Source organism: Sphingomonas nostoxanthinifaciens (assembly GCF_019930585.1).
Lineage (GTDB): Bacteria > Pseudomonadota > Alphaproteobacteria > Sphingomonadales > Sphingomonadaceae > Sphingomonas_I > Sphingomonas_I nostoxanthinifaciens.
In genome coordinates, this window is record NZ_CP082839.1 from 2622605 (window position 1) to 2649568 (window position 26964).

Below are 26964 nucleotides of genomic sequence, written 5' to 3' on the forward strand. Positions count from 1 at the left end.
GAGCAGATCCCATGACCACGCTCCAAGCCAAGACGCCCAGCCGGCGCTTCCTCCTCACCGCCGGGATCGGCGCGGCCGCCGTCGCCGCCGTCGTGGCGGGCACCGGTTTCGTTTCGCGCGCACACGGTGCGCATCAGAACGCGCAATGGTCGCAGGCGCAGTCGGTGCCGACGGTTACGCTCGCCAAGATGCAGCCTGACCAGGCCAGCAGCATCGAGCTACCAGGCACCGCCCAGCCGTTCCAGAAGGCGCAGATCTACGCGCGGGTGAGCGGCTATCTGCGATCGTGGAAGGCCGACATCGGCACGCAGGTGAAGGCCGGGCAGACGCTGGCGACGGTCGACACGCCCGATCTCGACCAGCAGCTCGCGCAGGCGAAGGGCGACCTGGAGATGGCGCGCGCCAACGCCAAGCTCGCCGACCTGACCGCGCAGCGCTGGACCGCTTTGCAGAAGACCGGCGCGGTGTCGCAGCAGATCATCGACGAGAAGGTCGGCGCCAGCGCCGCCAACCGCGCGGTGGTCGATGCCAGTCTGGCCAAACTTCGCGGCGTCGAGGCGCTGGTCGCCTATAAGCGTATCGCCAGCCCGTTCACCGGCATCGTCACCGCGCGCAAGACCGATATCGGCGCGTTGATCAATGCAGGTGCCAACGGACAGGAATTGTTCGAGGTTTCGGACCTCACCAAACTGCGCATCTACGTCCAGGTGCCGCAGACGCTGGCCGCCAAGCTCAAGCCCGGCGAGCATGTCGACTTCACCCTGCCCGAGACGCCGGGCAAGACCGAACATGCCACCATCGCGGCAATCTCGCACGCGCTCGACTTCAATACTCGCACCATGCTGGTCCAGCTGCAGGCATCCAATCCCCGCGGCGCGATCGGCGCCGGCGCCTATTGCAAGGTCGTGTTCCAAGCTGCCGGAACCGGCAGCGCCACCCGCATCCCGGCGACGGCGCTCGTTCCGACCGCCAATGCGGGGTCGCAGGTCGCCGTGCTCGGCGCCGGCAACATTGTCTATCTGCGCAGCGTCAAGCTTGGCCGCGATTATGGTAACGAGGTGGATGTCGTCGCCGGTCTGGCACCGGGCGATCGCGTGATCGACAGCCCGCCCGAGACTTTGCGCAACGGCGACCACGTCCAGCTCGGCAAGGCCACGGGCGCGTGACGATGCGCTCCACGATCGGCCGCGCGGCGCTCGCCCTGTTGGCGACGAGCCTCCTCGCCGGATGCAATCTGGCGCCGGCCTATCATCCGCCCGTGGTGCCGACGCCGGCGGCGTACAAGCCGCTGCCCGGCTGGACGCCGGCGACCCCGTCGGACGGCGCACCGCGCGGCGCCTGGTGGGCGGTGTTCGACGATCCGATCCTAAACCGGCTCGAGCAAAAGCTCGACGGCAGCAATCCTGATCTTCAGGCGGCGGTCGCGCGCTATGACGAGGCGCGTGGCTATGTCGAGCAGGCCCGCGGCGGCCTGCTGCCCACGCTCGGGCTGCAGGGCAATGCCATGCAGAACCGGGAGTCGCGCGATCGGCCGCTGCGCGGCTCGAACCTGCCCGATAATTATGGCTCGGATCAGGTCAACGGCGTCGCCGGTTACGAGCTCGATCTGTGGGGCAAACTGCGCAACACACTGCACAGCCGCAAGGCGCTCGCCCAGGCCAGCGACGACGATCGCGCCGCCATCCAGCTCAGCCTCGAGGCGCAACTCGCCGGCACCTACTTCCAGCTGCGCGGGCTGGACGCCGATGCGCTGCTTCTCACCCGGACGGTCGCGGCCTATCAGAAAAGCTACGATCTCACCGTGACGCTCTACAAGGGCAAGGTCGCGGCCGAGATGGACGTATCGCGCGCGTCGGTGCAGCTCAACACGGCCAAGACCGCCGCGGCCGATATCGAGGCAAATCGCGCGCTGATGGCCGATGCGCTCGCCGTGCTGGTCGGCGAGAGCCCGTCAACCTTCGCGCTGGACCCGGCCGACGTGCCGATGACGCTGCCGGCGATTCCGGAGGGCATTCCGGCGACCCTGCTCCAGCGCCGACCCGACATCGCATCGGCCGAACGCGCGATCGCCTCGGCCAATGCCGAGATCGGCGTTGCGCGCGCCGCTTTCTATCCGACGATCACGCTTGGCGCGAATGGCGGCGTGATGAGCCAGGGCACCAACCCGTTCAGCCTCGCCGACATCTTCTGGTCGTTGGGGCCGAGCATCAGCCTGCCGCTGTTCGACGGCGGGCAGCTCAAGGGCCAGCTTGCCTATAATTATGCCCGCTTCCGCGAGACGTCGGCCCATTACAAGTCGGTCGCCCTGACCGCCTTCAAGGAGGTCGAGGACAATCGGGCATTGCTGCTCCGGCTCGAGCAGGAGGGCACGTCGTCGAGCGCGGCAGCCGCCGCGGCCCAGCAGACGACCACCGCGGCGATGGGCCTCTACAGCAATGGCGCAACGAGCTACCTCGATGTGGTCACCGCGCAGACGGCCTTGCTTCAGGCGCAGCAGGCGGCGCTCGACATTCGGACGCGTCGTTTCGTCGCGGCGGTCAATCTCATTCGGGCGCTCGGCGGCGGGTGGACGGCAAACGGACCGACCTAGCGGCTATCCGATCGGTCGAGCGCACTCGGCGACTTACCGGCAGCGATGTCGCGCGATCATTCCACGATTATCTCGCCGGTCATGCCCATCGTCTTGTGCATGAAATGCGAGCAATGGGCTTCGTAGGTTCCGGACGGCGGTGCGATCAACGATATCGTCGCGCTCTCGCCGCCATGGAGCTCGACCTCACCGTCGCTGACCGTCCGGCGGGCAGCCGGCGCGAGCATCGCGTGGGCGAAAAAGTCCTTGGCCACGAAATCGTGGCCGCCATCGGCGCTGTTGTGAAAGACGATCGTGTAAGCTTGGCCGTGTTTGAGATGCAGGATGGCCGGCCGAAACCTGAAGCTCGACAGATCGACGTCCACCCGCGCAGCTCGCGACCAATCGGTCTGCTGGGCACCTGCCGCGGAGGATGTGAGTAGCAGAAACGCCGCGATCGCGTCTTTCATAAGGATGGCTTGCCTCCATGGGGTGGCCGGGTCGCAGACCGATAGGGGGAGGGTCCGGACCCGGCCGGTGCCGAAGCGGCTGTCGGTCAGGCCGGCTTCGACACGAGGCGGCTGCGCATCCGGATACCCAGCACACCGAACCCGAGGATCATCATCATCCAGCCCGCCGGTTCCGGCACGGCCGCCGCGACGGTCGCATTGTCGGGGGCGAAATCGCTGATCACCTCGGTGCCCCCGGCCCCGCTGCGCGGCCAGATGTTGAAGCCGTAGGCCTCGGGCGCGAAGCCGGTCGAGGGAAGCAGCGAGAGCGGCACGACGACGCTCAGCAGATCGCCCACGATCGTGACCGAACCGGCGGGAAGGCTGCTGCCGCTCACGACGGCCGTTCCCGCTTTCTGCACGGCGATGACCTGATTGAAGCGGACGCCGGGGAGGCCGATGCTGGCGAAGCTGGCCGGGCCCGTTCCGGTGTTCACGCCGATCGCGTAGAAGCCGGGCAGGCTGGGATCGATCGGCCCCGCCATCGTGCTTTCGAGCAGGAACGACGAGGCCGCGCTGTCGTAGGAGACGCTGAACCCGGTGACGTCGAGGTCCGCCTGATGCGGCCCGACATAGCCGCTGGCGAAATCCCCGACCGGATCCGAAACCGAAGCGGCAAGCGCTCCGCCCGCCATGAACAGACTGGCCGCCGTCGCGATGATGCTAAAGGATTTGCGCATGTTCCACCTCCCGTCGTTGCATTCGATCGGTTGGTTTCGGATCGCGCTCGAAAGGTTCAATCCGATCGGCGAAATGTTTCGGTAGAGCGATCAACGGACGTCCGCGGCACGATCCGAAAATAAAGTGCGGAACGCTTTGAACCAAAAGGCGGAAGAGAGGCACTCACATATCGATGGGGATGGGATCTTGAACCGGCCGGCGATCTGGGGCCGCGGCGCACGCGCTGTGGGCGGCTCGACCGATCGCGCGTTCGAGCTTGCCCTGATCGCGCGGATCGGCGCCGGCGACCTGTCGGCGTTCGAGCAGCTCTATCGCCGTTTCCATCCGCGGCTGACGCGGTTCCTGCTGAGTGTCACGCATCGGCCGACGATCGTGGAGGAGGCTCTGAACGACACGATGGTCGTGATCTGGGAGAAAGCGGGCGCCTATCGGGGCGAGAGCAAGTTGGCGACGTGGATCTTCGCAATCGCGTATCGCAAGGCGCTGAAGGCGCTTCAGCGCCAGGACGTTCCCGTCGAGGCAGGAGCCATCGACGAGGACGAGACATACGAGCCCGCTCCCGATGAGACGCTGGGGCGATCACAATCGCACCGGCGCCTGATCGAAGCGATGGCACAGCTTTCGGCCGACCATCGCGCCGTGATCGACCTCACCTATTTCCACGAACTCCATTATCGCGACATCGCCGTGGTGATGGGGTGCCCCGTCGATACGGTTAAAACCCGCATGTTCCATGCCCGTCGGAAATTGCGGGCGCTGATGGCCGGAGATCGGGAGGATTGGCTGTGGGACGGCTGACATGAGCGAATTGGATCGACCGACCCCGCACGACGAGGCGCAATTGCTGCTGCCATGGTACGCGACCGGGCAGCTGGACGACGCGGATCGCCGTCAGGTCGATGACCATTTGGCGGACTGCGGCGCATGCCGCGCCGCCCTGGCGACCGAGCAAGCGATCGGGCGACGCGTCGCGAACCTGTCGCTCGACGTGGAGGTCGGCTGGGACGACATGCGCCAGCGGCTCGCCCGCCAGCCGGCGCAGGGCCGGCGAAGCTTCGGCCCGCGGCTCGCCCGCCGACCACGCTGGATCGGGCTTGCGCTGGCCGCACAGCTGGTGCTGCTGGTGTCGACGGTCGTTACTTTCGCGCCAATCGGGCGCCCGGCCGCCTATCACGTCCTCAGCGCGACGCCGGCGCCGGCGCGGGGTAACGCCCTCATCATGTTTCGCCCCGAAGCCAAGGCGGACGAGATGATGCACGCGCTGGCATCCGTCGATGCGCGGATCGTCGACGGGCCGACCGACGCGGGCGCGTGGCTGGCTCGTGTCGCACCGCGCGAGCGGGCGGACCGGATCGCACGCCTGCGCGCGCAGCCCGCCGTCGCGATGGCGGAGCCGATCGATCCATGAGGCCGCGACTGCCGGCGTTCGTGATGGTCGTGCTGGCGCTGTTGCTGGCGGCACCCTCGTACGCCGCGCCGCCGGACTCCGATCATCGCATTCTCGTGATGCTGCGGGCGGCACCCTCGCACTATCGGCCGGACCAGAGCTATGGCGGCAGCTATAGCGACGAGCTCGGCGCCAGCGCCCGGATGCGGATCGCGCGGCGCGTGGCCGCGCGCCACCGCCTTACCGTGATCGAGAATTGGCCGATGCCCATCTTGGGGATCGACTGCTTCGTGATGCGGACGTCGCCCGAACGATCGGCCGGCGCCGTGGCGGTGGATGTCACCACCGACAAGGATGTCGCGTGGTCGCAGCCTATTCGGCTTTATCAGACGCAGGGCGCGCCGCCGGCCTATAACGATCCGCTGTTCGCGGCCCAACCCGCGGCGAAAGCGTGGCGGCTCGCGGAATTGCATGCGGTCGCCACCGGCAGGGGTGTCGCGGTCGCGGTGATCGACAGCGGCGTGGACACGCAGCAGCCCGATCTGCGCGGCCAGATATCGATCGACCGGGATTTTACCGGGCATGTGCCGCTCCGCGCCGAATGGCATGGCACCGGCGTGGCGGGCATCATCGCCGCGCGGGGTGGAAACGGCGCGGGAATCGTCGGCATCGCGCCCGCGTCGCGCCTGCTTGCTTTGCGCGCGTGTTGGGAAACCGGCGCGACCACTCATGCGCCCACCGTCTGCGACAGCTTCAGCCTGGCCAAGGCGCTCGACTTCGCGCTTAATCGCGGCGCCCCAATCATCAACATGAGCCTGAGCGGGCCGCCCGATCTGCTTCTGCAACGACTGATCGAGGCAGGTCTCGCACGCGGCCGGGCGATCGTCGCCGCGGTCGATCCGGCGGCGGCGGACGGCGGCTTTCCGGCTTCGATGACGGGCGTGATCGCCGTCAGCGATCGGCCTGTCCGCGGCGGCCGCAATCCGGTCTATGTTGCGCCGGGTCGCGACATTCCCACTACGGAGCCGGGAAGCTCATGGTCGATCGTCAACGGCAGCTCCTATTCGGCAGCGCATGTAAGCGGACTGCTGGCGTTGCTGCGCGAGGGGCAGCCGGCCGATCGCCCGATCGAGCTCGCGACGGCGGGTGGCGGCCTCGTCAACGCCTGCCTGAGCCTGACGCGCGACCATGACGCCCGTGAGTGCCTGTGCAACAGCGCGTGCTAGGCGATGCGGGAGCCGCCTTGCATTGGCGCTTCTTTTCACGACCGCCTCGCCCGCAATCGCCGACATTGGTGGGCGGGTTGCGATCGCGAGCGAGGAAACGTTCCGCGGCCGGTCGATCAGCGCAGGGCGGCCGGCGATCGGCCTCGATCTCGCTTATGACGACGTTGGCGGCGCTTATGTCGGCGTGCAGGGCAAAAGCGTGCTGGCGGGCGGCGCGACGCCGCAATTTCTGAGCGCGCAGGCCTATGCCGGCTATGCCTGGCGCGTCGGCCCGGATCTCACCGTCGATGCCGGACTGACCCACACCCGCTTCTCGCGTCATTCGAGCCTCCGCCGCGAGGCCGACTATAGCGAAGCCTATATCGGGCTTGCCGACAACCGGTCGAGCGCGCGCCTCAGCCTGTCGCCAGATTGGCTCGGACGCGGAAACGTCACCGCCTATGGCGAGATCGCACATCAGTTTCCGCTGTCGGATCGCTGGAGCCTGGCGCTCCACGGCGGCCTGCTCCTGTGGCTGAGCGACGGACGCCCGGCTACCGTGCCGAAGCTCCGCTATGATACGCGGCTCGGCCTTGCGCGGCGGCTCGGCCGCGTCCAGCTCGAGGCGGGCTGGACGGTCGGCGGCCCCCGTTCGGACCGGTATGGTGGCGACGATCACGGCCACCACATCGTGACGCTCGGGGCATCCCTGCCGCTTTAGACCTTTCGGAGACACGATCGATCGGGCTTGCTACGGTCGGCGCCGCTGTGGCAGCCATCCGCGCTGCGCTGGTTGAGATGGAGATTGCCATGGTCGTTCCGGCACCGAATGCGCGCACGGTGGGGATCAACCTGGCGGGCGGCCATTTCGCCTATGGCGGGACGGCGCACCTGATGCTGGACCGCATGCTCGGCGCCGATCCCTGGACGGTCTCGATGCCCGGCCGGCCCGATTTCCCCGCGCCCGTCGACGCGCGCGGCTATCCAACGTCGATCCCGGCGGGCGCCACACAGGTCGGCTGCTTCTTTCCCACCGACGGCGCCGGCAAGCCCGGCCAGCGTTATGTCGCGCTCACCAACAAGCGGGATCTGACCTTCTCCACCGCCGGCATCGTCGCTGCGCTGTCGCGGTCCGACACGATGGTGTTCGAGCCCTATCAATGGGCGCGCAGCGACCCGAACTGGAGCATGGGCACGCTCGCGATCACCGCGCTGGGCTCACCGTTCCAGCCCGACGAATATATCCGGGTCGTGCGCTATGATCGGCTGTCCGAATTCGAGAACGGCTCGATCTACAGCGCGCCGATGCTCGACAAGCTGCGGCGCTTCGGCGCGATCCGCTTCATGGACTGGCTGCATACCAACAGCAGCCCGTTCAAGACGTTCGCCGATCTGCCGCAGGTCGACGACCAAACCTACAACACCTACAATGCCGGCGTGCCGGTCGCGGCCTGCTGCAAGCTGGCGAACGACCTGAAGGTAAGCATCGCCGAATTGCCGGTGCCGCATCAGTTCGACAATGCCTCGGTCGACAAGTTCGTCGCCCAGATCCGCGACACGCTGACCGGTCGCTATTCATGCGCCTACAGCAACGAGATGGGCTGGCAATTCAACGCGGCCTTCCTGCAGGGCGTTTGGGCGAACGAGAAGGGCAATGAGCGCGCCTTCATGGCCAAGCTGCCGCAGGGCGGCAGCCGCCCGCTGCAATATTATGCCTATCGCGCCACCCAGGTGATGCAGCGTGCGATCAAGGCATTCGCCGGCAAGCGCGACCGGCTGGTGACCAACCTCGGCTTCCAGGCGGTCTGGCCTTCGACGCTCTATCGCAAGGAAGGCGCGCTGCTCGCGGCACGCGAATTGGGCATCAACGCCAAGACGCTCGGCGACTGCGGCTTCGATGTCGGCCAGGTCGCCGCCTATTTCGGCATTCCGTCCGAGAATGACGTCGATCGCGCGAAGGTCGTCGCCTGGGCGAAGGGCGGCACGGCTGGGCTGGATGCCGCATTCAGGGCGATGATGGACGGCACCGGGCTCACGACCACAGTGCCGTATCGCTCGATCGCCGACCAGGCACGCCTGTTCAAGCAATGGAAGACGGTGCTCGACGCCGAGCATATGCGGCTGGGCGTCTACGAGTGGAGCCATGCCATGCCGCTGACCGGCTATTCGGCGCAGGACCGCCCCTTCGTCTTCGATCTGCGCCACCGGATGCGCGCGGACAATCGTATGGCCACCGGCTATGCCGCCATGCACGATGCGCTCGCGGCCGCAGGCTGCGACCTGAGCTATCAGTTCGCCGACGTGGCGAGCGAAGTCAGCGGCGATACCGACTGGTTCGTGTGGCAGACCGAGAGCGACCCAGAGACGCCGGCCAGCCGCTGGATGGCGCAGGTCAACGGCTTCATCCTGCCGGCGCATTGACGCGCCCTCGCGCCCTTTGTCCGGGCGGCCGTTGCATCCGCGTCGAACGGCTGCGAACGTCCCACGATGGACAGGCATAAGCGCAAGACATTGAAACAGTTGGCGGCCACCGCCGTCGTGCCAGCCATTCCGCCCGCAGCCGCCGGCTCCGCCGCCTACCATGACGAGCCTGGGACCGCCCGGCGCATCGCGACCTACAATCCGGTCTGGACCAGCCCCAGCGACAATGCCGGCGCGTCGATGCCATGCGGGGCCGGCGACATCGGATTGAACGTCTGGGTCGAAGGCGACGACATCCTGTTCTACATTGCCCGCAGCGGCGCGTTCGACGAGACCAACAGCTATCTGAAGCTCGGCCGCGTGCGGCTGCGGCTCGATCCGTCGCCCTTCGCGTCCGGCAAGCCGTTCCGGCAGGAATTGCGCCTGCTCGACGGCGAGATCGAGATCAGCTGCAACGGCGTGTCGGTCACGATCTGGGCCGATGCCGAGGCACCCGTGGTACACGTCGCCTGCGAAAGCGCCGCGCCAGTTTCGCTCACGGCGACGTTCGAAAGCTGGCGCACGGCGGATCGCGATTATCTGCCGACCGAAATGTCGATGCACCGCTCTTATGACGGCGCCCCGGTGACGCCGCGCCAATATGCCGACGCGACCGGCTTTGCGGACGGCGGCGTGGTCAGCCTGCATCGCAACCGCGACGAGGGCACGGTCTTCGACCTGCTCGTCGAGCAGCAGGGCATGGGCGCGGTCAGGGATCAGCTGTGGAACCCGCTGAGCGGACTGACCTTCGGCACATCGATGCGTGGCGACGGGCTGGTGCCGGCAGGTCAGACGAACGGGCGCTACGCGAGCACCGACTTCACCGGCTGGACGCTGGCCAGTGCGAAGCCGCAGCGCACACACGCGCTCCGCCTCTATTGCCACGTGGCGCAGGCCGCCACGCGCGAAGACTGGCTGGTCGGCCTGCGCCGGCTGGCCGCGGCCGACGTCGGCGCGGCGGCATCGCGCGCGCGCAGCCGGCGCTGGTGGCGTGCCTTCTGGTCGCGCAGCTACATCATGATCGAGCCGGGGCCGCCCGGCCGCACAGCCAGCCATGGCGGATCGGGCGCAACTACCAGCTTTTCCGCCACCAGCTCGGCACCAACGCCCGCGGCAGCTGGCCGACCAAGTTCAACGGCGGCAATTTCACCGTCGATCCCGAATTCACCGATCCCAGCCTGCGCCTGTCGCCCGATTATCGCGCCTGGGGCGGCGGCGAATTCACCGCACAGAATCAACGGCTGGTTCATTGGCCGATGCTGAAGAGCGGCGATGCCGATCTCATGCTGCCCCAGCTGGATTTCTACCGCCGCCTGCGGCGCACGGCCGAGCTGCGCAGCCAGACCTATTGGGGCCACAAGGGTGCCTGCTTCGTCGAGCAGATCGAGAATTTCGGGCTGTGCTGCGGCCAGGAATGGGGCTGGGCGCGCGGCTGGAACCGGCCCGCGACGCGGCTGCCCGGCGTCGAGGACAGCGCGTTCGTCGATCATCTATGGGACACGGTTCTCGAATTCTGCCTGATGATGCTAGAGGTCGGGCGCTTCACCGCCGCCGACGTTTCGGGCGACCTGATCTTCATCGACAGCTGCCTCACTTTCTTCGACCAGCATTATCGCCGCGAGCATCTGCGCGTCGCCGGCAGCGAGCTGGGCGAGGACGGCAAGCTGGTGCTGTTTCCCGGCACGGCGTGCGAGACCTACAAGAACGCGCTCGACTCGACGGTGACGATCGCGGGCCTCGACGCGGTCCTGTCCGCGCTGCTCGCGCTGCCCGAGCCCTTGGTCGGCGCTGAACTGCGCGCGCGTTATTCGGCGATGCGCGCGACGCTGCCGCCGATCCCGTTCCGTACCATGGCTGGCCGGCGCGTCATCGCCCCTGCCCGGCTGTGGGATCGCATCCAGAATGTCGAGATCCCGCAGCTCTACCCGGTCTTTCCATACGGCCAATATGGCGTCGGGCGGCCCGACCTGCAGATCGCGATCGACACGTGGCAATACGGCGTCGACACCCCCGTGCAGAAGGACATCAAGAGCTGGCATCAGGACGCGATCTTCTGCGCACGCATGGGCCTGACCGATGAGGCCGCCCGGCTCACTGCGCTCAAGCTGGACGATTCGGCGCGGCGATATCCGAGCTTCTGGGGGCCGGGGCATGACTGGGCGCCCGATCATAATTGGGGCGGATCGGGCATGATCGGGCTGCAGGAGATGCTGATGCAGACGCCGGGCGACGCGATCCATCTGTTCCCGGCATGGCCGCGCGACTGGGACGTCGAGTTCCGCCTTCATGCGCCGCATGCGACGCGCGTCGATGCGACGTTGCGCGGTGGGAAGCTTGTCGCGCTGGCGATCGAACCTGCCAGCGCGCGCACGCGCGTCGTGCTACCCGAATGGCTCGACTGACGCCCGGGCCGCCCGGTCGATCACAATCGCAGATGGCCGGCATAGCCGGTCAGCTCGAGATAGCCCCTGCCGCCGGTCGTCGTCACCGCGCCTTCCCAATAGACCGGGCTGCCGGCTGCGCGGCCGTCAAGCTCCTGATCCGGAAACAGCGGGCGCAACGGCAGGCTGCGGATGCCACCGGGCAGGCGAATGCGCAGCACAGGATCGACCGAATAGACCGCCCCCGTGCGGGGCGAACGCCAGCGATGACGCGCCACGAAGGCGATGTCCTGCGGGCCGAGCACGGTCACCCGCCCGTCCGGGGCGCGCCAAGAGCCGCCAGCCCAGAGCGACGCCCCGTCGGTGCGGCGGATGCGGAACGCCATCAGCGCGCCGCCATCGTCGAAATTGAGCCCGGTCCAGTCCCAGCCGGCCCCGTCGGGCGGCAGATAGCTGGACGACCATTCGCGATCGAGCCACGCAGCCCCCGTCACCGCATCCGCGCGCGCGCCCCGCACGACCGTGCCGGTGACCGCGAGATGCGGCATGCTGTAATAATGACTGGCCGATCGCGGATCGGGGCCCTTGCGGCTGTAGCCGCCCTCGCCTTCGGGCAGCACCGCCTGGGTCGGCCGGAAGGTGAGGTCGAGTGCGAAGCCCTCGCCGGCGACATGCGCGACGAAGCGCCCGTCGCGATCCCGGCGCAGGTGCCAGTCGTCGATCGACACATCCGCATCGGCCCGCGACGCGCCGGCGAGGCCAAGCCCCTCGCGCGCGATCCGCTCGCCGATCAGCAGATGACCGACCGCCGGATCGGACAAGGCCGCGTGCGCGAACAGGATCTGGCGCGGGGCAAACGCGCTGCGGCTCGAAGCGCCGATGCCGGTCGCCGTGCGGAAGAAGGTGATCTGGAAGCCGCGATGGCTGCCGCCCGGCCCGTCGAGCCAGCCGGTGACGTACCACCATTCGGTGCGATAATCCGGATGCGCGCCATGATCGCGCGGGAAGGCCAATGGCACGCCGGGCCGCACATCGGCGAAGTGCGGGGCGGGCGCGGCACCCACCAGCGCGAGCGCCGCCAGCCCGCCGAATAGTCGGCGCATCACCAATCCTCCCGCACCGCGCGCACGGCATCGGCCGAGACCGCGCGCCGCCCGGCCAGCATCGCGGTCGCCGCCGACGCGACGATCAAGGCGAGCGCGACGCCGGCCAGCAGCCCGAGCGGCAGCCGCGTGTCCATCGTCCAGTTGAACGATTGCGGATTGACGACGTGGATCAGGATCTGCGCCAGCCCGCAGCCCAGCGCCACGCCGGCGACCCCGCCGACCAGCCCGAGCAGCGCCCCCTCGATGCCGAGCATCGCGACGATCTGGCGACGGGTGACGCCGAGATGGCGCAGCATGCCGAATTCGCGGGTGCGCGCGATCGTCTGCGCCGAGGCAGTGGCGGCGACGCCGGCGAGACCGACGACGATCGCGACCAGCTCCAGCCCGAAGGTGATCGCGAAGCTGCGGTCGAAGATGGCGAGCGCCCGCGCCTTGAGCAGCCGCGTCGGCACGATCTGCACCTCGTCGGCCAATGCGGCCGGCAATGCACGATGCAACGCCTCCTGGATCGCGACGAGGTCGGCGCCGGGGGCGAGCGTGATCGCCGCCTCGCCGCGCGCGGTGTCGCCAGTCAGCCGATCATAATCGTGCCCGGCGATCATCACTGCGCCATCCTGCCGCGCATAGTCGCGATAGATGGCAGTGACGAAGGCGGGCACCCGCCGCGCCCCCAACGGCAGCGTCAACGTCGCGCCGGGCGCGAGTGCATACAGCCGCACCGCCGGCTCCGACACGCGCACCGCCAATGCGCCTGCGGGGGGCGGCACGACGCGCCCCAGCGGCGGATCGGCGTGGTCGGGGTCGGCGCGGACGATCAGGGTCAATGCCGGACGGTTCGGCGCCAGCACGATCGGGTGCTGCGCACCGAACGTGATCGCGCCGACCCCCAGCAGCCGGCTCAGCCGCGCCTGCAGCGCGGGATCGAACGGTGTGTCGCCATTCGCGCTGACATAGAGATCGGCGACAAGGATCTGGTCGAGCCACGCATCCACCGATCCGCGGAAGCTCGCCACCATCACCGCCATCGCGATCATCAGCCCGACGCTGGCGACGATGCCCGACAGCGCCACGGCCGCCTGGCTCGGTGCGCCCCACAGACGGTCGACCGCCAATTCGACCACAGGCGCGGCGAAGTGGCGACGGGCGAGCGGCGCCAGCAACGTCCGCGCCAGCCACGGCATCGCCGCGATCCCCGCCGCGAGCAGCAGCCCGACCGCGCCATAGCCGAACAGCGCGATCCCGCCGACCGCCGGCATCAGCGCGCACGCCCCACCCGCCAGCGCCAGCAGCAGCGCAGGCAGGATCGGCGGCCGGCGGCGTGGATCGACCGCATCGCCCAGCGCCTTCAGCGCCACCGCCGGCGTCACCCGCGCCGCGGATCGTGCGGGCAACAGGCTGCCGAGCGTGGCGGCGGCAAGGCCCAGCCCGGCAAAGCCCAGTGCGGCGCCGGGTGCGAACAGCAGGGGCGGCGCGCTTTGTCCGGCAAAATAGCCGCTCCCCAGATCGCCACCGACCAGCCGCAGCACCCCGGCTGCCAGCCCGAGGCCGGCGACGATCCCGATCGCGGCACCGACGACACCGAGCGCCAACCCCTCCGCCAATATCTGCCCCATCACCATCGCCCGGCTCGCGCCCAGCACGCGCAACAGCGCGAAATGGGCGCGGCGGCGCGCGATCGACAATGCCTGCGCCGAATAGACGAGGAAGGCGCCGGTCAGCAGCGCGACCAGCGCGAGCATGTCGAGATTGACGCGATAGGCGCGCGACAATGCGTCGGTGCGGCTGGCATCGTCGGCGGTGCTGGCCGCCGCGGCGTCGGCAGGAAGGGTGGCGGCGAGCGTCGCACGCACGCGCCTGGCATCGGCGCCAGCGGCGAGCTTCAGGTCGATCCGGTCGAGCCGACCGAGGCGATCGAAACGGTCCTGCGCCGCGGCGATGTCGATCACGGCCAGCGCGCGTCCATCGACACCGGGGAGCAGGCCGGCAATGGCGAAACGCTCGACGCGCCCGGCGACGACCAGCGCCACATGGTCGCCGACATGATGTCCGGCCAGCGCCGCGCGCGAGAGGAACAGCGCGTCCGGATCGAACAAGGCGAGCCCCCTCTCCCGCTCCGGCCTGGCAAGCAGCAGCGGCGTGACCGCGGCCGCGCGCAGCACGTCGAGCCCGAGCAGATCGAGCGGCCGCCCGTCGAGACGCGCATGCAGCACCACCACCGGGCTCGCGGCGGCGATCCCCGCCAGCCGGGCGACCCGCGGATAGACGCGCTCGTCGAAGCCTTGCACGCCGGTCGCCGCGATCCGAAGATCGGCACCGCCATTGACGGTGGCGAGGCCGCGCGCAAACCGGTCGAGCGCGGATGCATTGATCAGATGCACCGCGAAGCCGAGCGCCACCCCGATCGCGATGGCGACCACGGCGGTCACGATCCGCACCGGATGCGCGCGCCACTCACCGACGATCATCCAGCGCGGCACCGCTGTCGCCCGCCAGTCGAGCGCCATCGTCACGCGGGGACGAGGCCGGCGGAGGTGAGGCGCATCACGCGATCGGCGGAGGCGGCAGCGACATCCGAATGGGTGACGAGCAGCGCACTGGCCCCGGCCTCGCGCAGCTGCGCGACCAGCAACGCCAACACCCGCGCCGCCGTCTCGGGATCGAGATTGCCGGTCGGCTCGTCCGCAAGGATCAGCGCCGGGCGGTGCGCGAGCGCGCGCGCAATCGCCACGCGCTGCAATTCGCCGCCCGAAAGCTGGCTCGGATAATCGGCATCGCGTCCGCTTAATCCGACCGCGGTCAGCAATTCCTTGGCGCGCGAACGGACATCCGCCGGTGCGGCACGCAGCAAGGCGAGCGGCAAACCGACATTCTGGCCGAGGGTAAGATGGGGAAGGATGTGAAAGGCCTGGAACACGAAGCCGATCCGCGCGCGACGCAAGGCGGCGCGGCCATCCTCGTCGAGCGTCGCGAGATCGGTCCCGTCCAGCACGACCGATCCCGCATCGGGCGTATCCAGTCCCGCGATCAGGTTGAGGAACGTCGACTTGCCGACCCCCGATTCCCCCATGATCGCGACCAGTTCGCCTGCGCGAAGCCGCATCGAGAGACCGTCGAACAGCAGCCGCCCGCCGGGCACGGTCTTGCGGAGATTGTCGATGTCGAGGAGAGGCGGCAGCACATGTCCAGTTAGACGCAAGCGCGCTTATCAGAAAGGCCCGGCAACGGCTCTGCGCGGACGGCAGATTGCCTTCTCGAAGCCGGGCGCTCACATCTCGAGCGATGCCGACCAGCCGATCCGACTTCACCGACTTCACCTATTTCCTTGCGATCGCGAGGCATCTGAGCTTTCGGCGGGCCGGGCTCGAACTGGGCATCAGCGCGTCGGCGCTCAGCCATGCCCTGAAAGGTCTGGAAACGCGGCTCGGCGTGCGCCTGCTCAACCGGACCAACCGGAGCGTGATGCTCACCGCCGCCGGCGCGGAGCTTCAGGCAGCGGTCACCGGCCCGTTCGATCAGATCGCCGAGGCGGTGGAGAGGCTCAATCGCTATCGCGACGCGCCAACCGGGCGCATCCGCCTCAACGTGCCGGTCGATGCCGCTACCCTGCTGATCGCACCGGTGCTCGCGCCCTTCGTGGAGCGTTATCCCGATGTCGAGCTCGACATCAGCGTCAGCAACCGGATGACCGACGTCATTGACGGCGGCTATGATGCGGGCATTCGCTATGGTGGGACCGTGCCCGAGGATATGGTGGCGCAGCGCCTCTCGGCAGATATCCGCTGGCTCGTCGCGGGAACGCCCGCTTATCTCGATCGGTTCGGGCGCCCTTCCCATCCGAACGACCTGCTCGCCCATCGCTGCCTGCGCTTTCGCCTTGGCGACGACAGCATCTATCGTTGGGAGTTCGAGCGAAACGGAGAAGCGCTCAGCATCGCGGTGCCGGGCACGCTCACCTTCGACGACAGCCACATCATCGTGGGCGCACTGATGCGCGGGGCCGGGCTGATGTACGGGCCGGAACCCTTGCTGCGCGAAATGCTGGACGCCGGCACGCTGGAGGAGGTGCTTGGCGACTGGGCCGGGCCGGGTCCGGGCTTCCACATCTATTATTCCAGCCGGCGGCAGGTGCCGACGGGGCTTCGCCTGTTGATCGACCTGATCCGCGAGCTTCGTCCGCTCGGGCTGTAAAGTTCCGGCCTCCACGATGAGCGGCGTGCAACGTAGCATGGAATGCCGGCCCGGCTGACGCGCGCCGCTGCGGATCTTATGTCTCGCTCGAACGGGCCGAAACCGCGCCCACCCCCATGCGAGAACATTCCATGACGCCAAGCTACGATTTCACCGGCAAGGTCGCACTCGTCACCGGGGCGAGCCAGGGGATCGGCTTTGCCGCCGCCCGCGCTTTTGCCGAGAGCGGTGCCTCGGTCGTTCTGGCCGATCGCAATGCCGACGCTCTGTCCGCCGCCGTCGCGTCGCTCACCTCGGACGGCTTCACCGCGCTCGCCGTCGTCTGCGACGTCAGCGTCGAGGCCGAAGCCAAGGCGCTCGTCGATCGCACGGTCGCCGCATTTGGCCGCCTCGACATGGCCTACAACAATGCCGGGATCCTCGGCCCATGGGGTCCGGTCACCGAGGAGACCGAAGCCGGCTTCGACGATGTCCACGCCGTCAATCTCAAGGGCATCTGGGCCTGCATGAAGCACGAACTCATCCAGATGGAGAAGCAGGGCGGCGGCGCGATCGTGAACTGCTCGTCGCTCGGCGGTCTCGTCGGCCTGCCCGGCCGCGCCGCTTATCACAGCTCGAAGCATGGCGTCCTCGGCCTTACCAAGTGCGCCGCGCTCGATTTCGCCACCAAGAACATCCGGGTGAATGCGGTCTGCCCCGGCACGATCGAGACGCCGATGGCATCCGGCATCGACCAGGCGGCGCTGCAGGAGGTCATACGCGAGCAATCGATCGGACGCCTTGGCCGCCCGGAGGAGGTCGCCGCGGCGGTGCTGTGGCTCTGCAGCGACGGTGCGAGCCTCGTGCTGGGCGTCGGCCTGCCCGTCGACGGCGGTTTCACCGTCCATTGATGCCGCCGCGACTGGCAATCCTTGCAGGAGATATCGTCATGACCACCGAGCCGACCAACGCCCGAAAATCCTTTGGCGATATCGCCCCGCACCTCGCCGAGATCACCGACAAGGTGCTGTTCGGGGATGTCTGGGAGAATGCCGCGCTGACACCCCGCGATCGCAGCCTGGTGACGATCACCTGCCTGATCGCAATGTATCGACTCAACGAAATACCCTTCCACATCAACAAGGCGATCGAGAACGGCGTCCCCCGCGACGAAATCGTCGAGGCGGTGACGCAGATCGCCTTCTACGCCGGCTGGCCGCCCGCGATGACGGCGCTGCCGATCCTCAAGAAGGTGTTCGCGGAAGCGGGCGTTTAAGCGGTGCGGATGTGGCCGGCGCGCATATGGCTGATGGCAGCCTTGGCGGTCGCATCGATCCTGGCAGGAGATGCAGCGATGGCAAAGGCCCAGAACGATCCGGTCGTCCGCATGGCCGAACTCGACATCGATCCGGCGCAACTCGCCGACTACACGGCGATGCTGGCCGAAGAGATCGAGACCTCGGTCAAGATCGAGCCCGGCGTGCTGGCGCTCAATGCGGTATCCGTGAAGGACCATCCCGCCCAGATCCGCATCCTCGAAATCTATGCGGACGAGGCGGCCTATGAACGGCATCTCACGACGCCGCACTTCCTGAAATACAAGAAGGGGACCGCCGCGATGGTGCGCGCGCTCCGGCTGATCGAGACCGATCCGATCCGGCTGTGCAGCAAGGCCGTCAGCTGCCGATAGTCCTGCTCCCGATCCTGTCACCTTCGAAGGACATGCCGATATGAAGCTTATCCGCGCCGGCTCGCAGCCTTCGCAAAAAGGCCCCGAGCAATTCTTCACCGGCACCGTCCGGATCGATCCGCTGCACGCGGCGCCCGAGCCGGCCCGCGTGTCCTGTGCCGCCGTCACGTTCGAGCCCGGCGCGCGCTCCGCATGGCATACGCATCCGCTCGGCCAGATCCTGCTCGTGACCGCCGGCTGCGGCTGGACCCAATGCGAAGGCGAACCGATCGTCGAAATCCGCGCCGGCGACACGATCTGGTGTCCGCCCGGCCACAAGCATTGGCATGGCGCCTCGCCGACTACCGCGATGACGCATATCGCCATCCAGGAAGCGCTCGATGGCAAGGCCGTGATCTGGCTGGAGAAAGTGACGGACGAGCAATATTACGCCGGCCCGCCGGGCTATACCGCCCCGTGACGTCGACGACGCATTGATCTTGTTGCTCAAACGGGCGCCCCCCGGCATCGGACGAACAGCCAATGACATTAATCTGTCATGGTATTTGACGAGGAGGTAAAGCGGAGGAGTTCCGCGTGCGCTTGCTTGTCGTCGAAGATGATCCGATCATCGCCGATCATATCGTTTCTGGCCTGATCGACATCGGTCACAGCGCCACGCTCGCGCGCACCGGCTCGGAAGCGATCAGGGCCATGGCGGATCAGGCGCATGATGCCATGATCCTCGATCGGATGCTGCCCGATATCGACGGCATGTCCGTCATCAGCCACATGCGCAGCCGCGGCGATTCCACGCCGGTGCTGATGCTCAGCGCGCTCGGATCGGTGAAGAACCGTATCGAGGGGCTTCAGGGCGGCGCGGACGACTATCTGGCCAAGCCGTTCGACGTCGACGAACTCGCCGCGCGCCTGATCGCGATCGCCCGCCGTGGTGCCGCACGCACGGAGCAAACGAGCCTCGAGGTGGGCCGGCTGCAGCTTCACCCCAGCAGCCATTCGGTGGCCTATCGCGAGGCCAGCGCTGCGCTCAATCGCAAGCAATATTCGCTGCTCGCTTATTTCATGTGCAACGCGGATCGGCTCGTCACCCGCGCCATGCTGATCGAGAACGTCTGGTCCTATTCGTTCTCGCCGAGCACGAACATCATCGAAAGCAACATGAGCCGGCTGCGGACGGCGCTGCAGGAGATTGGCTGCGATCCGATCGAGACCCAGCGCGGCGCGGGCTACATATTGCGCGCCGAACGATGCGCCTGACCTGGCGGATCTTCCGCGGACCAGCGCGGCTCGACCGTCTCGCCATCCAGCTCGGCCTCGCCTTTGCCATCGCGATGGTCACGGTGGGGATGGTCGGTTTCAGCCTCGCCGACAATTGGGTGTCGAGCCGGATCGATACGTCGCTGCGCTATCATACCGCCAAATATCTGTCGGAGGCCGGGCACGGCCCGGGCGAGGATGCCCGGCTGCAGGCGAAGATCCTCGAGTGGCAGCACCGCAAGGTGCTGAGCGAACGGACCTACGTTCTGTTCGACCGGACCAGCAAAAGGATCGCGGGTCGCCTCGACATCACGCCGCCACCCCCCGGCTTCTCGGACCTGCGCTTCACCGGCGGCGGCCATAACTACCAGATCGGGCGCGGGCTCGCGACGCGCCTGCCCAGCGGCAGCCTGTTCGTGGTCGTCCAGCACAGCGAGGCGGCGATGAGCCTCCACGCGCTCCTGCCAATCGTCGTGCTGATCATCTCGCTGGCAGCCCTCATCCTCGGCCTGTCTGCTACCTTGCTGTTCGCGCACCTGACCGCGAAGCGGCTGTCCGAAACGCAGAACACCGCGGCCGCCATCGCCGCCGGAGACCTCAGCCGCCGCATCCCAACCGACCGACTGGACGGGATGTTCGCCGTGCAAGCCGAGAGCCTCAACCGGATGCTCGACCATATGGAGGAGCTGGTGCGCGCGCAGCAGCTCTTTTCCAGCAACCTCGCGCACGATCTGCGCACGCCGCTCACGCGGCTCCGCAGCCTGCTGGAGAAGGCATCGCGCGAGGGCCAGTCGACCTTCCCGTCGCTGATGGAGCGCGCCGACCGCGAATGCGCGTCGATCATCAGCATCTTCGACGCGCTGCTCCGGCTCGCCGAGATCGAGACCGGGCGGCACCCCACGGCGATGAGCGCGGTGTCGCTGCGCCCGTTGATCGAAGACATTGCCGACACGATGGAGCCGGTGATCAGCGACCATGGCGGCACGCTCCGCGTCCGAAGGCTGGACGACGTTTCGATCACCGGCGATCCAGACCTCATCAATCAGCTCCTCATCAACCTGCTCGAAAACGTCGCCACGCACACGCCACCCGGAACGAGCGCGACCCTCTCGCTGGAACATGACGGCGGCAGCGCGGTCATCGTCGTGCGCGACGACGGGCCCGGCCTCGCGGTCGGCGACTTCGCACGCGTCACGCAGCCGTTCGAGCGCGGGTCCGCCGTATCGTCGGGCGGCGGCAGCGGGCTGGGGCTCGCCATCGCAAATGCGATCGCGCGGTTTCATCGCGGAAGCCTCGATTTGACCGACGCGACCCCGGGTCTGGTCGTGCAGGTACGCATTCCGGCAAACGACAGCGCCCACCATTCCGACGCGGCGGAACAATCGGCACTCTGAAGCCGATCCGGGGGACTGGAATCGCAGGCATATTTTCGGGCCGAACGTTGCAAATTTTCAACCTTACATTTCCGCAATCTTAGGGAACGACTCTCCGCCGAACTGTCATGCAGCGCTCGTACCCGCCCATTGACGGCATCGGCCGAAACGGGGAACCTAGACATGACGATTTCAGCGCGGCGCCTGCACGCCCTCTCCATTGCGTCCGCCTTCGCGATGACGATCGCGCTTTCCAGCCAGGCGAGCGCCGCCGACGGGCCGGCACCGCCGGTCGACAACGGCATCGCCGAGGGATCGGACATCCTCGTCACCGGCACGAAAGCCAACGAGATCGCGCCGGTGACGGCGTCGCTGAAGGAGACCCAGCCCGCATCGATCGTGTCGCGCTCGTTCATCGAGGATTCGCTGCCCGCCAGCGCCGACTTCAACGACGTCGCGCTGATCTCGCCCTCGGTCAGCAATACGGGCGGTGAGAACGGCGTCGGCCTCAACGAATCCAAGACCACGATCCGCGGCTTCGGCGACGGCGAATATAACATCACCTACGATGGCGTGCCGTTCGGCGACACCAACGGGCCGAGCCATCACAGCAATACCTTCTTCCCGTCGAACACGATCGAGACGCTGGTCGTGGATCGCGGCCCCGGCAATGCCAGCGCGATCGGCCAGGCGACCTATGGCGGCAGCATGAACCTGTTCTCGCGCGAAACGCGCGCCGATCCGTCGGCCGAGTTCAAGGGCACCTACGGCAGCTTCAACACCTACCTGCTGCGCGGGCTGGTCCAGACGGGCGCGATCGACAAACTGGGCGGCACCGAAGCGGTCGTCTCGGCGCAATATATCAAGACCGATGGCGCGCTGAGCCTCAGCGGCTACAACCAGAAGAACATCTTCGGCAAGGTCGTGATCCCGATCGCCCCGAACGTCCACCTGTCGTTCCTGAGCACCTATAACAAGAACCACTTCTTCCAGCCCGACAAGAACGGCGTTACGCTCGCGCAGGAAGCGCTCTACGGCAAATATTACAACCTCAACAACGATCCGACCAGCCAGAGCTACTACAAGTATAACGTGACCACGAAGACCACCGACTTCGAGATCGCGAAGCTGGATGCGGAGATCGCGCCGGGCACGACCTTCACCAACTCGGCCTACACCTTCTATTACGACAACGAGACGCTGAGCGGCAACAGCGCGACGACGATCCCGACGGGCACGCTGTCGTCGTCCGTCGCCGCGACGACCGTCACCTTGTCGACCGGCAAGACCGCCGCTGGCGTCCCCGGCTACACCAAGACCAACAAGTATCGCGTGTGGGGCGACATCCCCAAGGCGAAGTTCAAGCTGCTCGACATGGCGTCGCTGACCGTCGGCATGTGGTTCGAACATGCCGATACGTTCCGCCAGCAGACCGACGTCGACCTGCTCACCGGCAATTTCAATTATGTCGAGAAGAAGGTCACCAATCCGACGACCGGCGCGGCCACCCCGCAATATGTCAAGTTCAACCAGAATAGCGGCTACAATCACACCGAGGAATTCGCCGAGCTCGAGCTTCGCCCCCTGCCCGGCCTGACGATCACGCCCGGCTACAAGCATGTCGAGTTCAACCTGACGATCGACGCCGCCTATAATCAGACGACGCGCTACGCGCAGGACATCAGCCAGACCTATCGCAAGGATCTGCCGTTCGCGACGATCAACTATGCGGTCACGTCGCAGCTGTCGGTCTACGGTCAATATGCGCAGGGCATGGCCGTGCCGGTGCTGAGCGAGCTCTACGTCAACAATCCCAGCCTGTCGTCGATCCAGCCGCAGACCTCGACCAATTATCAGGCGGGCGCCGTCTATCACGGCGAGCGTCTCAGCCTCGACGGCGATGTCTATTACATCAAGATCAACAACAAGATTCAGCAGGAGACGGTGACCGACAATACCGGCGCCACGCAGACTGCTTACTTCAACGCCGGCCGCGTCCTCTACAAGGGCATCGAGGGCCAGGTGACCTATGCGCTGAACGGCGGCATCGCCGTCTTCGCCAACGGCTCGCTCAACTATGCCAAGGAAGCCGGGACGCACAATCCGGTGTCCAACTCGCCCAAGTCGACCGCGGCAGGCGGCGTGCTGTACAAGCATGGCCCGATCCGCTTCTCGCTGATCGACAAGTGGACCGGCCCGCAATATGCCACTCAGGAGGCACTGGATCCCACGCAGAGCTTCTTCGTGGTGTCGCGAAACGTCCGCCTTTCGCCCTATAACACCACCATCCTCGCCGCGAGCTACCAGTGGCGCAACCTGCGCTTCGGCCTGAACGTCACCGATCTGTTCGACTCCAAGAAGGTCGAGAATATCGGTCTCTCGGGCAACGGGCCGACGGGCAACGTCGCCCACGGCGTCAACCAGAATAGCGACCAATTCTATTATCAGCCCGGCCGCCAGATCACCGGCGACATCACGGTCAAGTTCTGATGCGTCGGATCGCATTGTACGCCTTGCCGCTGCTGGCACTCACGGCAGCGAAGGCCGCGCCGGAACCGGCGCTTTTCCTGACGCCCGAAAAGTTCGATCCGGCCAAGCTCCTTCCGCCCCCCGCGGCGGAAGGCACGCCCGAAGCGCGCGCCGAACTGGCGTTCCTGCAGGCGGAGGACAAGGTCCGCACGACGGCGGAAGCGACCGAGGCCGCCGCCGAGGGCAAGCTGAAGAGCACCGCCGTCTTCGCCGGCGTACTTGGCCCGCGCTTCGATCCGGCGACACTGCCGGTCACGACGGCTTTGTTCGCCACGCTGCGGCAGGAAGAAAAAGCGGCGGTGGCACGCGCGAAGACGCATTTCCTGCGCAACCGCCCGTGGATCGTCGATCCCAAGCTGCATAGCTGCGCTCCCGACGACGAGCCGAAGACCAGCTATCCCAGCGGGCACGTCTCGATGGCCTATTCGACGGCCGCGCTGCTCGCGCGACTGATGCCCGACAAGGCGCCGCAGTTGCTCGATCGCGCACGCACCTATTCGCAAAGCCGCATCGTCTGCGAGCAGCACTTCCCCGGCGATATCGCCGCCGGCGAGGCATATGGCCTGCTCATCACCGAACGACTGATGGAAACGCCGGCCTTCGTCGCGAGGTTCGACGCGGCGGCGGCCGAGCTGCGATCGAAGGGCTTGTGATCCGACCCAGCCTGCTACCGTCCACGTGATGCATCCTGACGATCGTCGGTCGCGCATCGCCATCGGGCCGTTTTCGCGAAGCGAGGCGGCAGGAACCATGGCGGAGCGTCGCGAGACGCCATAAAGGCGGCTGCGATCGGCAGGTGCAGGGCAGATGGCAGGATTCAAATCTCCGGACTTCAAAGAGCGCGCGGCGGCGGCGCAGGCCCAGCGCGAGCGCGCGATGGAACTGCTGCGGAACAAGCCGGCGCACGATCCTGCGATCGTCGCCGAACGACAGGCGGCCCGTGCCGCCCGCGAGGCAGCCGAGGCCGAGCGTCGCGCCGCCCGCAGGCGCGCCGCGGAGGAAGCCAAGGCCGCCGCGGCGGTGAAGAAAGCGGAGGCTCTGGCCGCAAGCGCCGCGCAGGCGCCGGAGCGCCCCCAGCTCAGCGACGCGGAACGCAAGGCACTGCGCGACGCCCGTTATGCAGCGCGCAAGGCGCGAAAGAAGTGATCCCGCGCGAGGTGATCGGCGTCGCGGAGGTTCCCGGCGGGCCGCCGCTCCGCCTCGTCAGGCATGGCGGCGATTTCATGATCATGCTCGATCGCAACGAGTTGATGAGCAGCCGCATGAGCGGGTCGGAGATCGCGCTCGGCGTGATGACTTGCCAACGGTTGCGATCGGCGGCCGCACCCCGCTTTCTGATCGGTGGCTACGGCATGGGCTTCACGCTGCGCGCCGTGCTGGCGGAACTCGGCCCTGACGCGCGCATCACCGTGGCCGAGCTCGTGCCCGGCATCATCGAGTGGGCGCGTGGGCCGATGCTCGCGATGACCGAGGGCTGCCTCGACGATCCTCGCGTCGAGATCGTCCTGCAGGACGTCGGCGCGACGATCGCCGCGGGCAAGGGCGCCTATGACGCGATCCTGCTCGACGTCGACAACGGCCCCGACGGCCTGACCCGGCCGGGAAACGACGCCCTCTACGGCATGCCCGGGCTGGCGCGCGCGCGGGCGGCGCTCAGGCCCGGCGGGGTTCTGGCAGTCTGGTCGGCGGAGCCCGATGCCGCCTTCACACGACGGCTGCAGCAGACCGGCTTCGCCGTGGATGAAGTGAAGGTGCGCGCGCGATCGAACGGCAAGGGACCGACCCACACCATCTGGTTTGCAGCTCGCTGACACCGCCTATGCCCAAGCGGCCGCCAATCGTTTAGGCAGGATCGAGTGAGCGGGAGCAGGTTGCGGCCCGGCGAGGTGCGCGATGTCTGAGGATTACGATCACGGCCGGCGCGATGGGTTGCGGCTCGCGCTGGCCATCCTGGCCGCCGAGGAGGCCAAATGGGAGGCGCTGCGCGGCGAGAGCCCGTCATGGCGAACCAACGCAATCCGCGAGGTGCGCTACAAGACGCTGCAGGTGGCGCAGAAACGCGTCCAGACGGCGCTCAACCGGCTGACGCCCAAAAGCGGAACATCGATCACGGCGGAACTCGCCTCGGCGCTCGACAAGGTCGGACTTTAGCGGGCGGACCGGTCGACGGTTGATGCGCGGCCGGGGCCTGCTAGAGCCTCGTCATGGATTTCGATCAGCTCCTCCTCCGCGCCTTTGGCACCAGCGACCTGTCGGCGCTGCCGCACGACCAGCTTCTGGCCGGGGTCGAAAAGCTCCGCGCCCAGTTCGATGCCGAAGAAGACGGCGAGGATCGGTTCGCGATCTGGTGCCTGCTCTATATGCTCGGCGCCGCGCCCGATCTGGAGGACGCGTTCGATGAAGAGGATGATCGCGAGGCCGCGCGCGATTTCGTGGCTTCGATCGACGAAGACGATTGAGCATCCGTGAGTGATCCCGAAAAGCCATGGGACGGCGCCGCCGTCCGCACATGGCTGGAGAGCCGGATCGCAGCGGCGCGCGCCGATCAGGTCGCGGCCGAGCGCTACGGTCGGGAACGGCAGGACGATTGCGACAAGGCGGCTGCCGAGGAGCTGGTCTGCACCGCAGTCCGCAACGAGCGGGTGACGGCGCAGCAGGACATGTTGGTCCAGGAGCTCAAGGGCCTGCTCGATCGTGACGATTATGTCTGGCGCGGCGTCTACAACGACGATCGCTTCGATCGCCACGTGCGGACCTATATCCGCAAATTGATGAAGAGCGCCAAGGCCAACGAAGGCTTCGCGAATATCAAACGCTATCAGTGAAGCGCCGCTGACCGTTCAGCCCATGGCGCGACGGTATAAAGCGAGTGTCCATGCCACCGCCTGCATGAACAGCGCGGGATCGTAGCGCGGTCCCTCGTCGCGGAGGAAGGCGTGCTGCGCGTTGACCTCGTGCCATTCGTAGGATGCGCCCACCGCCTCGAGCCGCGTGCGGATAAGCTCACGCCCGTCATAGGGGACATGCGGATCCTGCCGACCCCACACGAACATCGCTTCCGCCTTCAGATCCGCCATCCGCTCAAGGCTATCGTCGGCGCGCCCTTCGCCGAGCGTGCCGGAATGGATGTCGGTCGCGTAGAAGCAGGCCGCCGCCACGACCCGCGGGTCGAGCGCGGCGCGGTAGGCGAGATGGCCGCCGAGGCACACGCCGAACGTCGCCAGCTTTCCATTGCACGCCGCATGTTCGGCCAGCGCGCTCAGGCCGGCGCGGGCGTCGGCATCATAGGCGGCGACGGGCTTGGCGAATTTGAGCGCGTTGCCGCGATCGGTGCCGGCGGGATCGTAGGCCAATACGGTGCCGGCAGGCTCATATTCGTGGTAGACCTCGGGAACCGCGACCACATAGCCATGGCCGGCAAGCATCGCCGCCAGCCGGCGGATCGGCCCGGTGACCTGATAGATTTCGGAAAAGAACAGCACGCCGGGAAAGCGCCCTTCGATCGCCGGTCGGAACAGGTGCATCCGCATCGCGCCGCCGCCGGGCACCGCGACATCCTGAACCTCGTCGCTCCGCAACAGCATCGGCCACCTCCGGTTGAACAAGCACCTGCCATGCGCGTTTACGACCGGCAATGGAACCGCCGCGCG

28 protein-coding genes are annotated in these 26964 nt (G+C 67.3%); 22 read left to right on the forward strand and 6 right to left on the reverse strand.

Annotated features, from left to right (window positions below; translation table 11 throughout):
• Positions 1-11 precede the first annotated feature (11 nt).
• Both K8P63_RS12390 and K8P63_RS12395 read left to right on the forward strand, forming a co-directional pair.
• Positions 12-1166 carry an efflux RND transporter periplasmic adaptor subunit gene (locus K8P63_RS12390; RefSeq protein ID WP_223796336.1) on the forward strand — a complete coding sequence of 385 codons (1155 nt, stop codon included), beginning with the start codon at positions 12-14 and terminating at the stop codon, positions 1164-1166.
• A 2-nt stretch (positions 1167-1168) separates the two neighbouring features.
• Positions 1169-2590 (forward strand): efflux transporter outer membrane subunit, encoded by a 1422-nt coding sequence (locus K8P63_RS12395; RefSeq protein WP_223799816.1) that lies wholly within the window; start codon positions 1169-1171, stop codon positions 2588-2590.
• 56 nt (positions 2591-2646) lie between these two features.
• Here K8P63_RS12395 and K8P63_RS12400 read toward each other — a convergent pair whose 3' ends face one another.
• Together K8P63_RS12400 and K8P63_RS12405 are read right to left on the reverse strand one after the other, a co-directional pair.
• Positions 2647-3039 carry a cupredoxin domain-containing protein gene (locus K8P63_RS12400; protein WP_223796337.1) on the reverse strand — a complete coding sequence of 131 codons (393 nt, stop codon included), beginning with the start codon at positions 3037-3039 and terminating at the stop codon, positions 2647-2649.
• A gap of 86 nt (positions 3040-3125) precedes the next feature.
• Positions 3126-3758: a PEPxxWA-CTERM sorting domain-containing protein gene (locus K8P63_RS12405; protein WP_223796338.1), complete on the reverse strand. Its 633-nt coding sequence runs from the start codon at positions 3756-3758 to the stop codon at positions 3126-3128.
• A 187-nt stretch (positions 3759-3945) separates the two neighbouring features.
• Here K8P63_RS12405 and K8P63_RS12410 point away from each other — a divergent pair, with 187 nt between their 5' ends.
• From K8P63_RS12410 to K8P63_RS12435, 6 genes are all read left to right on the forward strand, one after another.
• Positions 3946-4557: an RNA polymerase sigma factor gene (locus K8P63_RS12410; RefSeq protein WP_223796339.1), complete on the forward strand. Its 612-nt coding sequence runs from the start codon at positions 3946-3948 to the stop codon at positions 4555-4557.
• A 1-nt stretch (position 4558) separates the two neighbouring features.
• On the forward strand, positions 4559-5167 hold the full coding sequence (locus K8P63_RS12415; protein WP_223796340.1) for a zf-HC2 domain-containing protein: 609 nt from the start codon (positions 4559-4561) through the stop codon (positions 5165-5167).
• Entirely contained in the window at positions 5164-6372 is a 1209-nt protein-coding gene (locus K8P63_RS12420) for a S8 family peptidase (RefSeq protein ID WP_223796341.1), read from the forward strand. Before K8P63_RS12415 ends, K8P63_RS12420 begins: the two co-directional genes overlap by 4 nt.
• 22 nt (positions 6373-6394) lie before the next feature.
• Entirely contained in the window at positions 6395-7072 is a 678-nt protein-coding gene (locus K8P63_RS12425) for a TorF family putative porin (RefSeq protein ID WP_263282638.1), read from the forward strand.
• Between the two features lie 89 nt (positions 7073-7161).
• Positions 7162-8772 carry a hypothetical protein gene (locus K8P63_RS12430; protein WP_223796343.1) on the forward strand — a complete coding sequence of 537 codons (1611 nt, stop codon included), beginning with the start codon at positions 7162-7164 and terminating at the stop codon, positions 8770-8772.
• Between the two features lie 90 nt (positions 8773-8862).
• Positions 8863-10074, forward strand: coding sequence for a DUF5703 domain-containing protein (locus tag K8P63_RS12435; protein ID WP_223796344.1), 1212 nt, complete (start codon positions 8863-8865; stop codon positions 10072-10074).
• 1159 nt (positions 10075-11233) lie between these two features.
• On the opposite strand, the gene K8P63_RS12440 is transcribed toward K8P63_RS12435, so the two are convergent.
• Genes K8P63_RS12440 through K8P63_RS12450 form a run of 3 tightly spaced genes read right to left on the reverse strand, consistent with a single transcriptional unit; the run spans position 11234 to position 15476 of the window.
• On the reverse strand, positions 11234-12295 hold the full coding sequence (locus K8P63_RS12440) for a lipocalin-like domain-containing protein (protein WP_223796345.1): 1062 nt from the start codon (positions 12293-12295) through the stop codon (positions 11234-11236).
• Entirely contained in the window at positions 12295-14802 is a 2508-nt protein-coding gene (locus K8P63_RS12445; protein ID WP_223799817.1) for an FtsX-like permease family protein, read from the reverse strand. Before K8P63_RS12445 ends, K8P63_RS12440 begins: the two co-directional genes overlap by 1 nt.
• A gap of 2 nt (positions 14803-14804) precedes the next feature.
• Positions 14805-15476, reverse strand: coding sequence for an ABC transporter ATP-binding protein (locus K8P63_RS12450; RefSeq protein WP_223796346.1), 672 nt, complete (start codon positions 15474-15476; stop codon positions 14805-14807).
• Between the two features lie 101 nt (positions 15477-15577).
• Here K8P63_RS12450 and K8P63_RS12455 point away from each other — a divergent pair, with 101 nt between their 5' ends.
• The 14 genes from K8P63_RS12455 (at position 15578) to K8P63_RS12520 (ending at position 26139) form a co-directional block, all read left to right on the forward strand.
• Positions 15578-16486 carry a LysR family transcriptional regulator gene (locus K8P63_RS12455; RefSeq protein ID WP_223796347.1) on the forward strand — a complete coding sequence of 303 codons (909 nt, stop codon included), beginning with the start codon at positions 15578-15580 and terminating at the stop codon, positions 16484-16486.
• A gap of 131 nt (positions 16487-16617) precedes the next feature.
• A complete protein-coding gene (locus K8P63_RS12460) occupies positions 16618-17376 on the forward strand; it encodes an SDR family oxidoreductase (protein ID WP_223796348.1) in 759 nt (252 codons plus the stop codon).
• Positions 17377-17414: 38 nt separating this feature from the next.
• The gene (locus K8P63_RS12465; protein ID WP_223796349.1) at positions 17415-17741 is read left to right on the forward strand and encodes a carboxymuconolactone decarboxylase family protein; all 327 of its coding nucleotides are present in this window, start codon (positions 17415-17417) and stop codon (positions 17739-17741) included.
• Positions 17742-17819: 78 nt separating this feature from the next.
• Positions 17820-18155, forward strand: a complete 336-nt coding sequence (locus K8P63_RS12470; protein WP_223796350.1) for a putative quinol monooxygenase — start codon at positions 17820-17822, stop codon at positions 18153-18155.
• A gap of 40 nt (positions 18156-18195) precedes the next feature.
• On the forward strand, positions 18196-18615 hold the full coding sequence (locus tag K8P63_RS12475) for a (R)-mandelonitrile lyase (protein WP_223796351.1): 420 nt from the start codon (positions 18196-18198) through the stop codon (positions 18613-18615).
• A gap of 116 nt (positions 18616-18731) precedes the next feature.
• A complete protein-coding gene (locus K8P63_RS12480; protein WP_223796352.1) occupies positions 18732-19412 on the forward strand; it encodes a response regulator transcription factor in 681 nt (226 codons plus the stop codon).
• Complete coding sequence (locus tag K8P63_RS12485; RefSeq protein ID WP_223796353.1) at positions 19403-20806, forward strand: sensor histidine kinase; 1404 nt, start codon at positions 19403-19405, stop codon at positions 20804-20806. Before K8P63_RS12480 ends, K8P63_RS12485 begins: the two co-directional genes overlap by 10 nt.
• Before the next feature lie 162 nt (positions 20807-20968).
• A complete protein-coding gene (locus K8P63_RS12490; RefSeq protein ID WP_223796354.1) occupies positions 20969-23275 on the forward strand; it encodes a TonB-dependent receptor in 2307 nt (768 codons plus the stop codon).
• On the forward strand, positions 23275-23967 hold the full coding sequence (locus K8P63_RS12495) for a phosphatase PAP2 family protein (protein WP_223796355.1): 693 nt from the start codon (positions 23275-23277) through the stop codon (positions 23965-23967). Before K8P63_RS12490 ends, K8P63_RS12495 begins: the two co-directional genes overlap by 1 nt.
• 154 nt (positions 23968-24121) lie before the next feature.
• Positions 24122-24460, forward strand: coding sequence for a DUF6481 family protein (locus K8P63_RS12500; protein WP_223796356.1), 339 nt, complete (start codon positions 24122-24124; stop codon positions 24458-24460).
• Entirely contained in the window at positions 24457-25125 is a 669-nt protein-coding gene (locus K8P63_RS12505) for a spermidine synthase (RefSeq protein ID WP_223796357.1), read from the forward strand. The genes K8P63_RS12500 and K8P63_RS12505 overlap by 4 nt, the downstream gene beginning before the upstream one ends.
• 82 nt (positions 25126-25207) lie before the next feature.
• Complete coding sequence (locus tag K8P63_RS12510; RefSeq protein ID WP_223796358.1) at positions 25208-25465, forward strand: hypothetical protein; 258 nt, start codon at positions 25208-25210, stop codon at positions 25463-25465.
• A 53-nt stretch (positions 25466-25518) separates the two neighbouring features.
• Complete coding sequence (locus K8P63_RS12515; protein ID WP_223796359.1) at positions 25519-25773, forward strand: hypothetical protein; 255 nt, start codon at positions 25519-25521, stop codon at positions 25771-25773.
• A gap of 6 nt (positions 25774-25779) precedes the next feature.
• Complete coding sequence (locus K8P63_RS12520; protein ID WP_223796360.1) at positions 25780-26139, forward strand: hypothetical protein; 360 nt, start codon at positions 25780-25782, stop codon at positions 26137-26139.
• 15 nt (positions 26140-26154) lie between these two features.
• Here K8P63_RS12520 and K8P63_RS12525 read toward each other — a convergent pair whose 3' ends face one another.
• Entirely contained in the window at positions 26155-26898 is a 744-nt protein-coding gene (locus K8P63_RS12525; protein ID WP_223796361.1) for a dienelactone hydrolase family protein, read from the reverse strand.
• Between the last annotated feature and the right edge of the window lie 66 nt (positions 26899-26964).

What these genes read in the sequence shown, in the direction of transcription:
- K8P63_RS12430 (WP_223796343.1), top strand. Translation starts at nt 7,162, where the DNA reads ATGGTCGTTCCGGCACCGAATGCGCGCACGGTGGGGATCAACCTGGCG.
- K8P63_RS12420 (WP_223796341.1), top strand. Translation starts at nt 5,164, where the DNA reads ATGAGGCCGCGACTGCCGGCGTTCGTGATGGTCGTGCTGGCGCTGTTG.
- K8P63_RS12445 (WP_223799817.1), bottom strand. Translation starts at nt 14,802, where the DNA reads ATGGCGCTCGACTGGCGGGCGACAGCGGTGCCGCGCTGGATGATCGTC.
- K8P63_RS12510 (WP_223796358.1), top strand. Translation starts at nt 25,208, where the DNA reads ATGTCTGAGGATTACGATCACGGCCGGCGCGATGGGTTGCGGCTCGCG.
- K8P63_RS12490 (WP_223796354.1), top strand. Translation starts at nt 20,969, where the DNA reads ATGACGATTTCAGCGCGGCGCCTGCACGCCCTCTCCATTGCGTCCGCC.
- K8P63_RS12390 (WP_223796336.1), top strand. Translation starts at nt 12, where the DNA reads ATGACCACGCTCCAAGCCAAGACGCCCAGCCGGCGCTTCCTCCTCACC.
- K8P63_RS12475 (WP_223796351.1), top strand. Translation starts at nt 18,196, where the DNA reads ATGAAGCTTATCCGCGCCGGCTCGCAGCCTTCGCAAAAAGGCCCCGAG.
- K8P63_RS12470 (WP_223796350.1), top strand. Translation starts at nt 17,820, where the DNA reads ATGGCAAAGGCCCAGAACGATCCGGTCGTCCGCATGGCCGAACTCGAC.
- K8P63_RS12500 (WP_223796356.1), top strand. Translation starts at nt 24,122, where the DNA reads ATGGCAGGATTCAAATCTCCGGACTTCAAAGAGCGCGCGGCGGCGGCG.
- K8P63_RS12515 (WP_223796359.1), top strand. Translation starts at nt 25,519, where the DNA reads ATGGATTTCGATCAGCTCCTCCTCCGCGCCTTTGGCACCAGCGACCTG.
- K8P63_RS12455 (WP_223796347.1), top strand. Translation starts at nt 15,578, where the DNA reads ATGCCGACCAGCCGATCCGACTTCACCGACTTCACCTATTTCCTTGCG.
- K8P63_RS12440 (WP_223796345.1), bottom strand. Translation starts at nt 12,295, where the DNA reads ATGCGCCGACTATTCGGCGGGCTGGCGGCGCTCGCGCTGGTGGGTGCC.
- K8P63_RS12400 (WP_223796337.1), bottom strand. Translation starts at nt 3,039, where the DNA reads ATGAAAGACGCGATCGCGGCGTTTCTGCTACTCACATCCTCCGCGGCA.
- K8P63_RS12485 (WP_223796353.1), top strand. Translation starts at nt 19,403, where the DNA reads ATGCGCCTGACCTGGCGGATCTTCCGCGGACCAGCGCGGCTCGACCGT.
- K8P63_RS12395 (WP_223799816.1), top strand. Translation starts at nt 1,169, where the DNA reads ATGCGCTCCACGATCGGCCGCGCGGCGCTCGCCCTGTTGGCGACGAGC.
- K8P63_RS12465 (WP_223796349.1), top strand. Translation starts at nt 17,415, where the DNA reads ATGACCACCGAGCCGACCAACGCCCGAAAATCCTTTGGCGATATCGCC.
- K8P63_RS12415 (WP_223796340.1), top strand. Translation starts at nt 4,559, where the DNA reads ATGAGCGAATTGGATCGACCGACCCCGCACGACGAGGCGCAATTGCTG.
- K8P63_RS12525 (WP_223796361.1), bottom strand. Translation starts at nt 26,898, where the DNA reads ATGCTGTTGCGGAGCGACGAGGTTCAGGATGTCGCGGTGCCCGGCGGC.
- K8P63_RS12495 (WP_223796355.1), top strand. Translation starts at nt 23,275, where the DNA reads ATGCGTCGGATCGCATTGTACGCCTTGCCGCTGCTGGCACTCACGGCA.
- K8P63_RS12405 (WP_223796338.1), bottom strand. Translation starts at nt 3,758, where the DNA reads ATGCGCAAATCCTTTAGCATCATCGCGACGGCGGCCAGTCTGTTCATG.
- K8P63_RS12460 (WP_223796348.1), top strand. Translation starts at nt 16,618, where the DNA reads ATGACGCCAAGCTACGATTTCACCGGCAAGGTCGCACTCGTCACCGGG.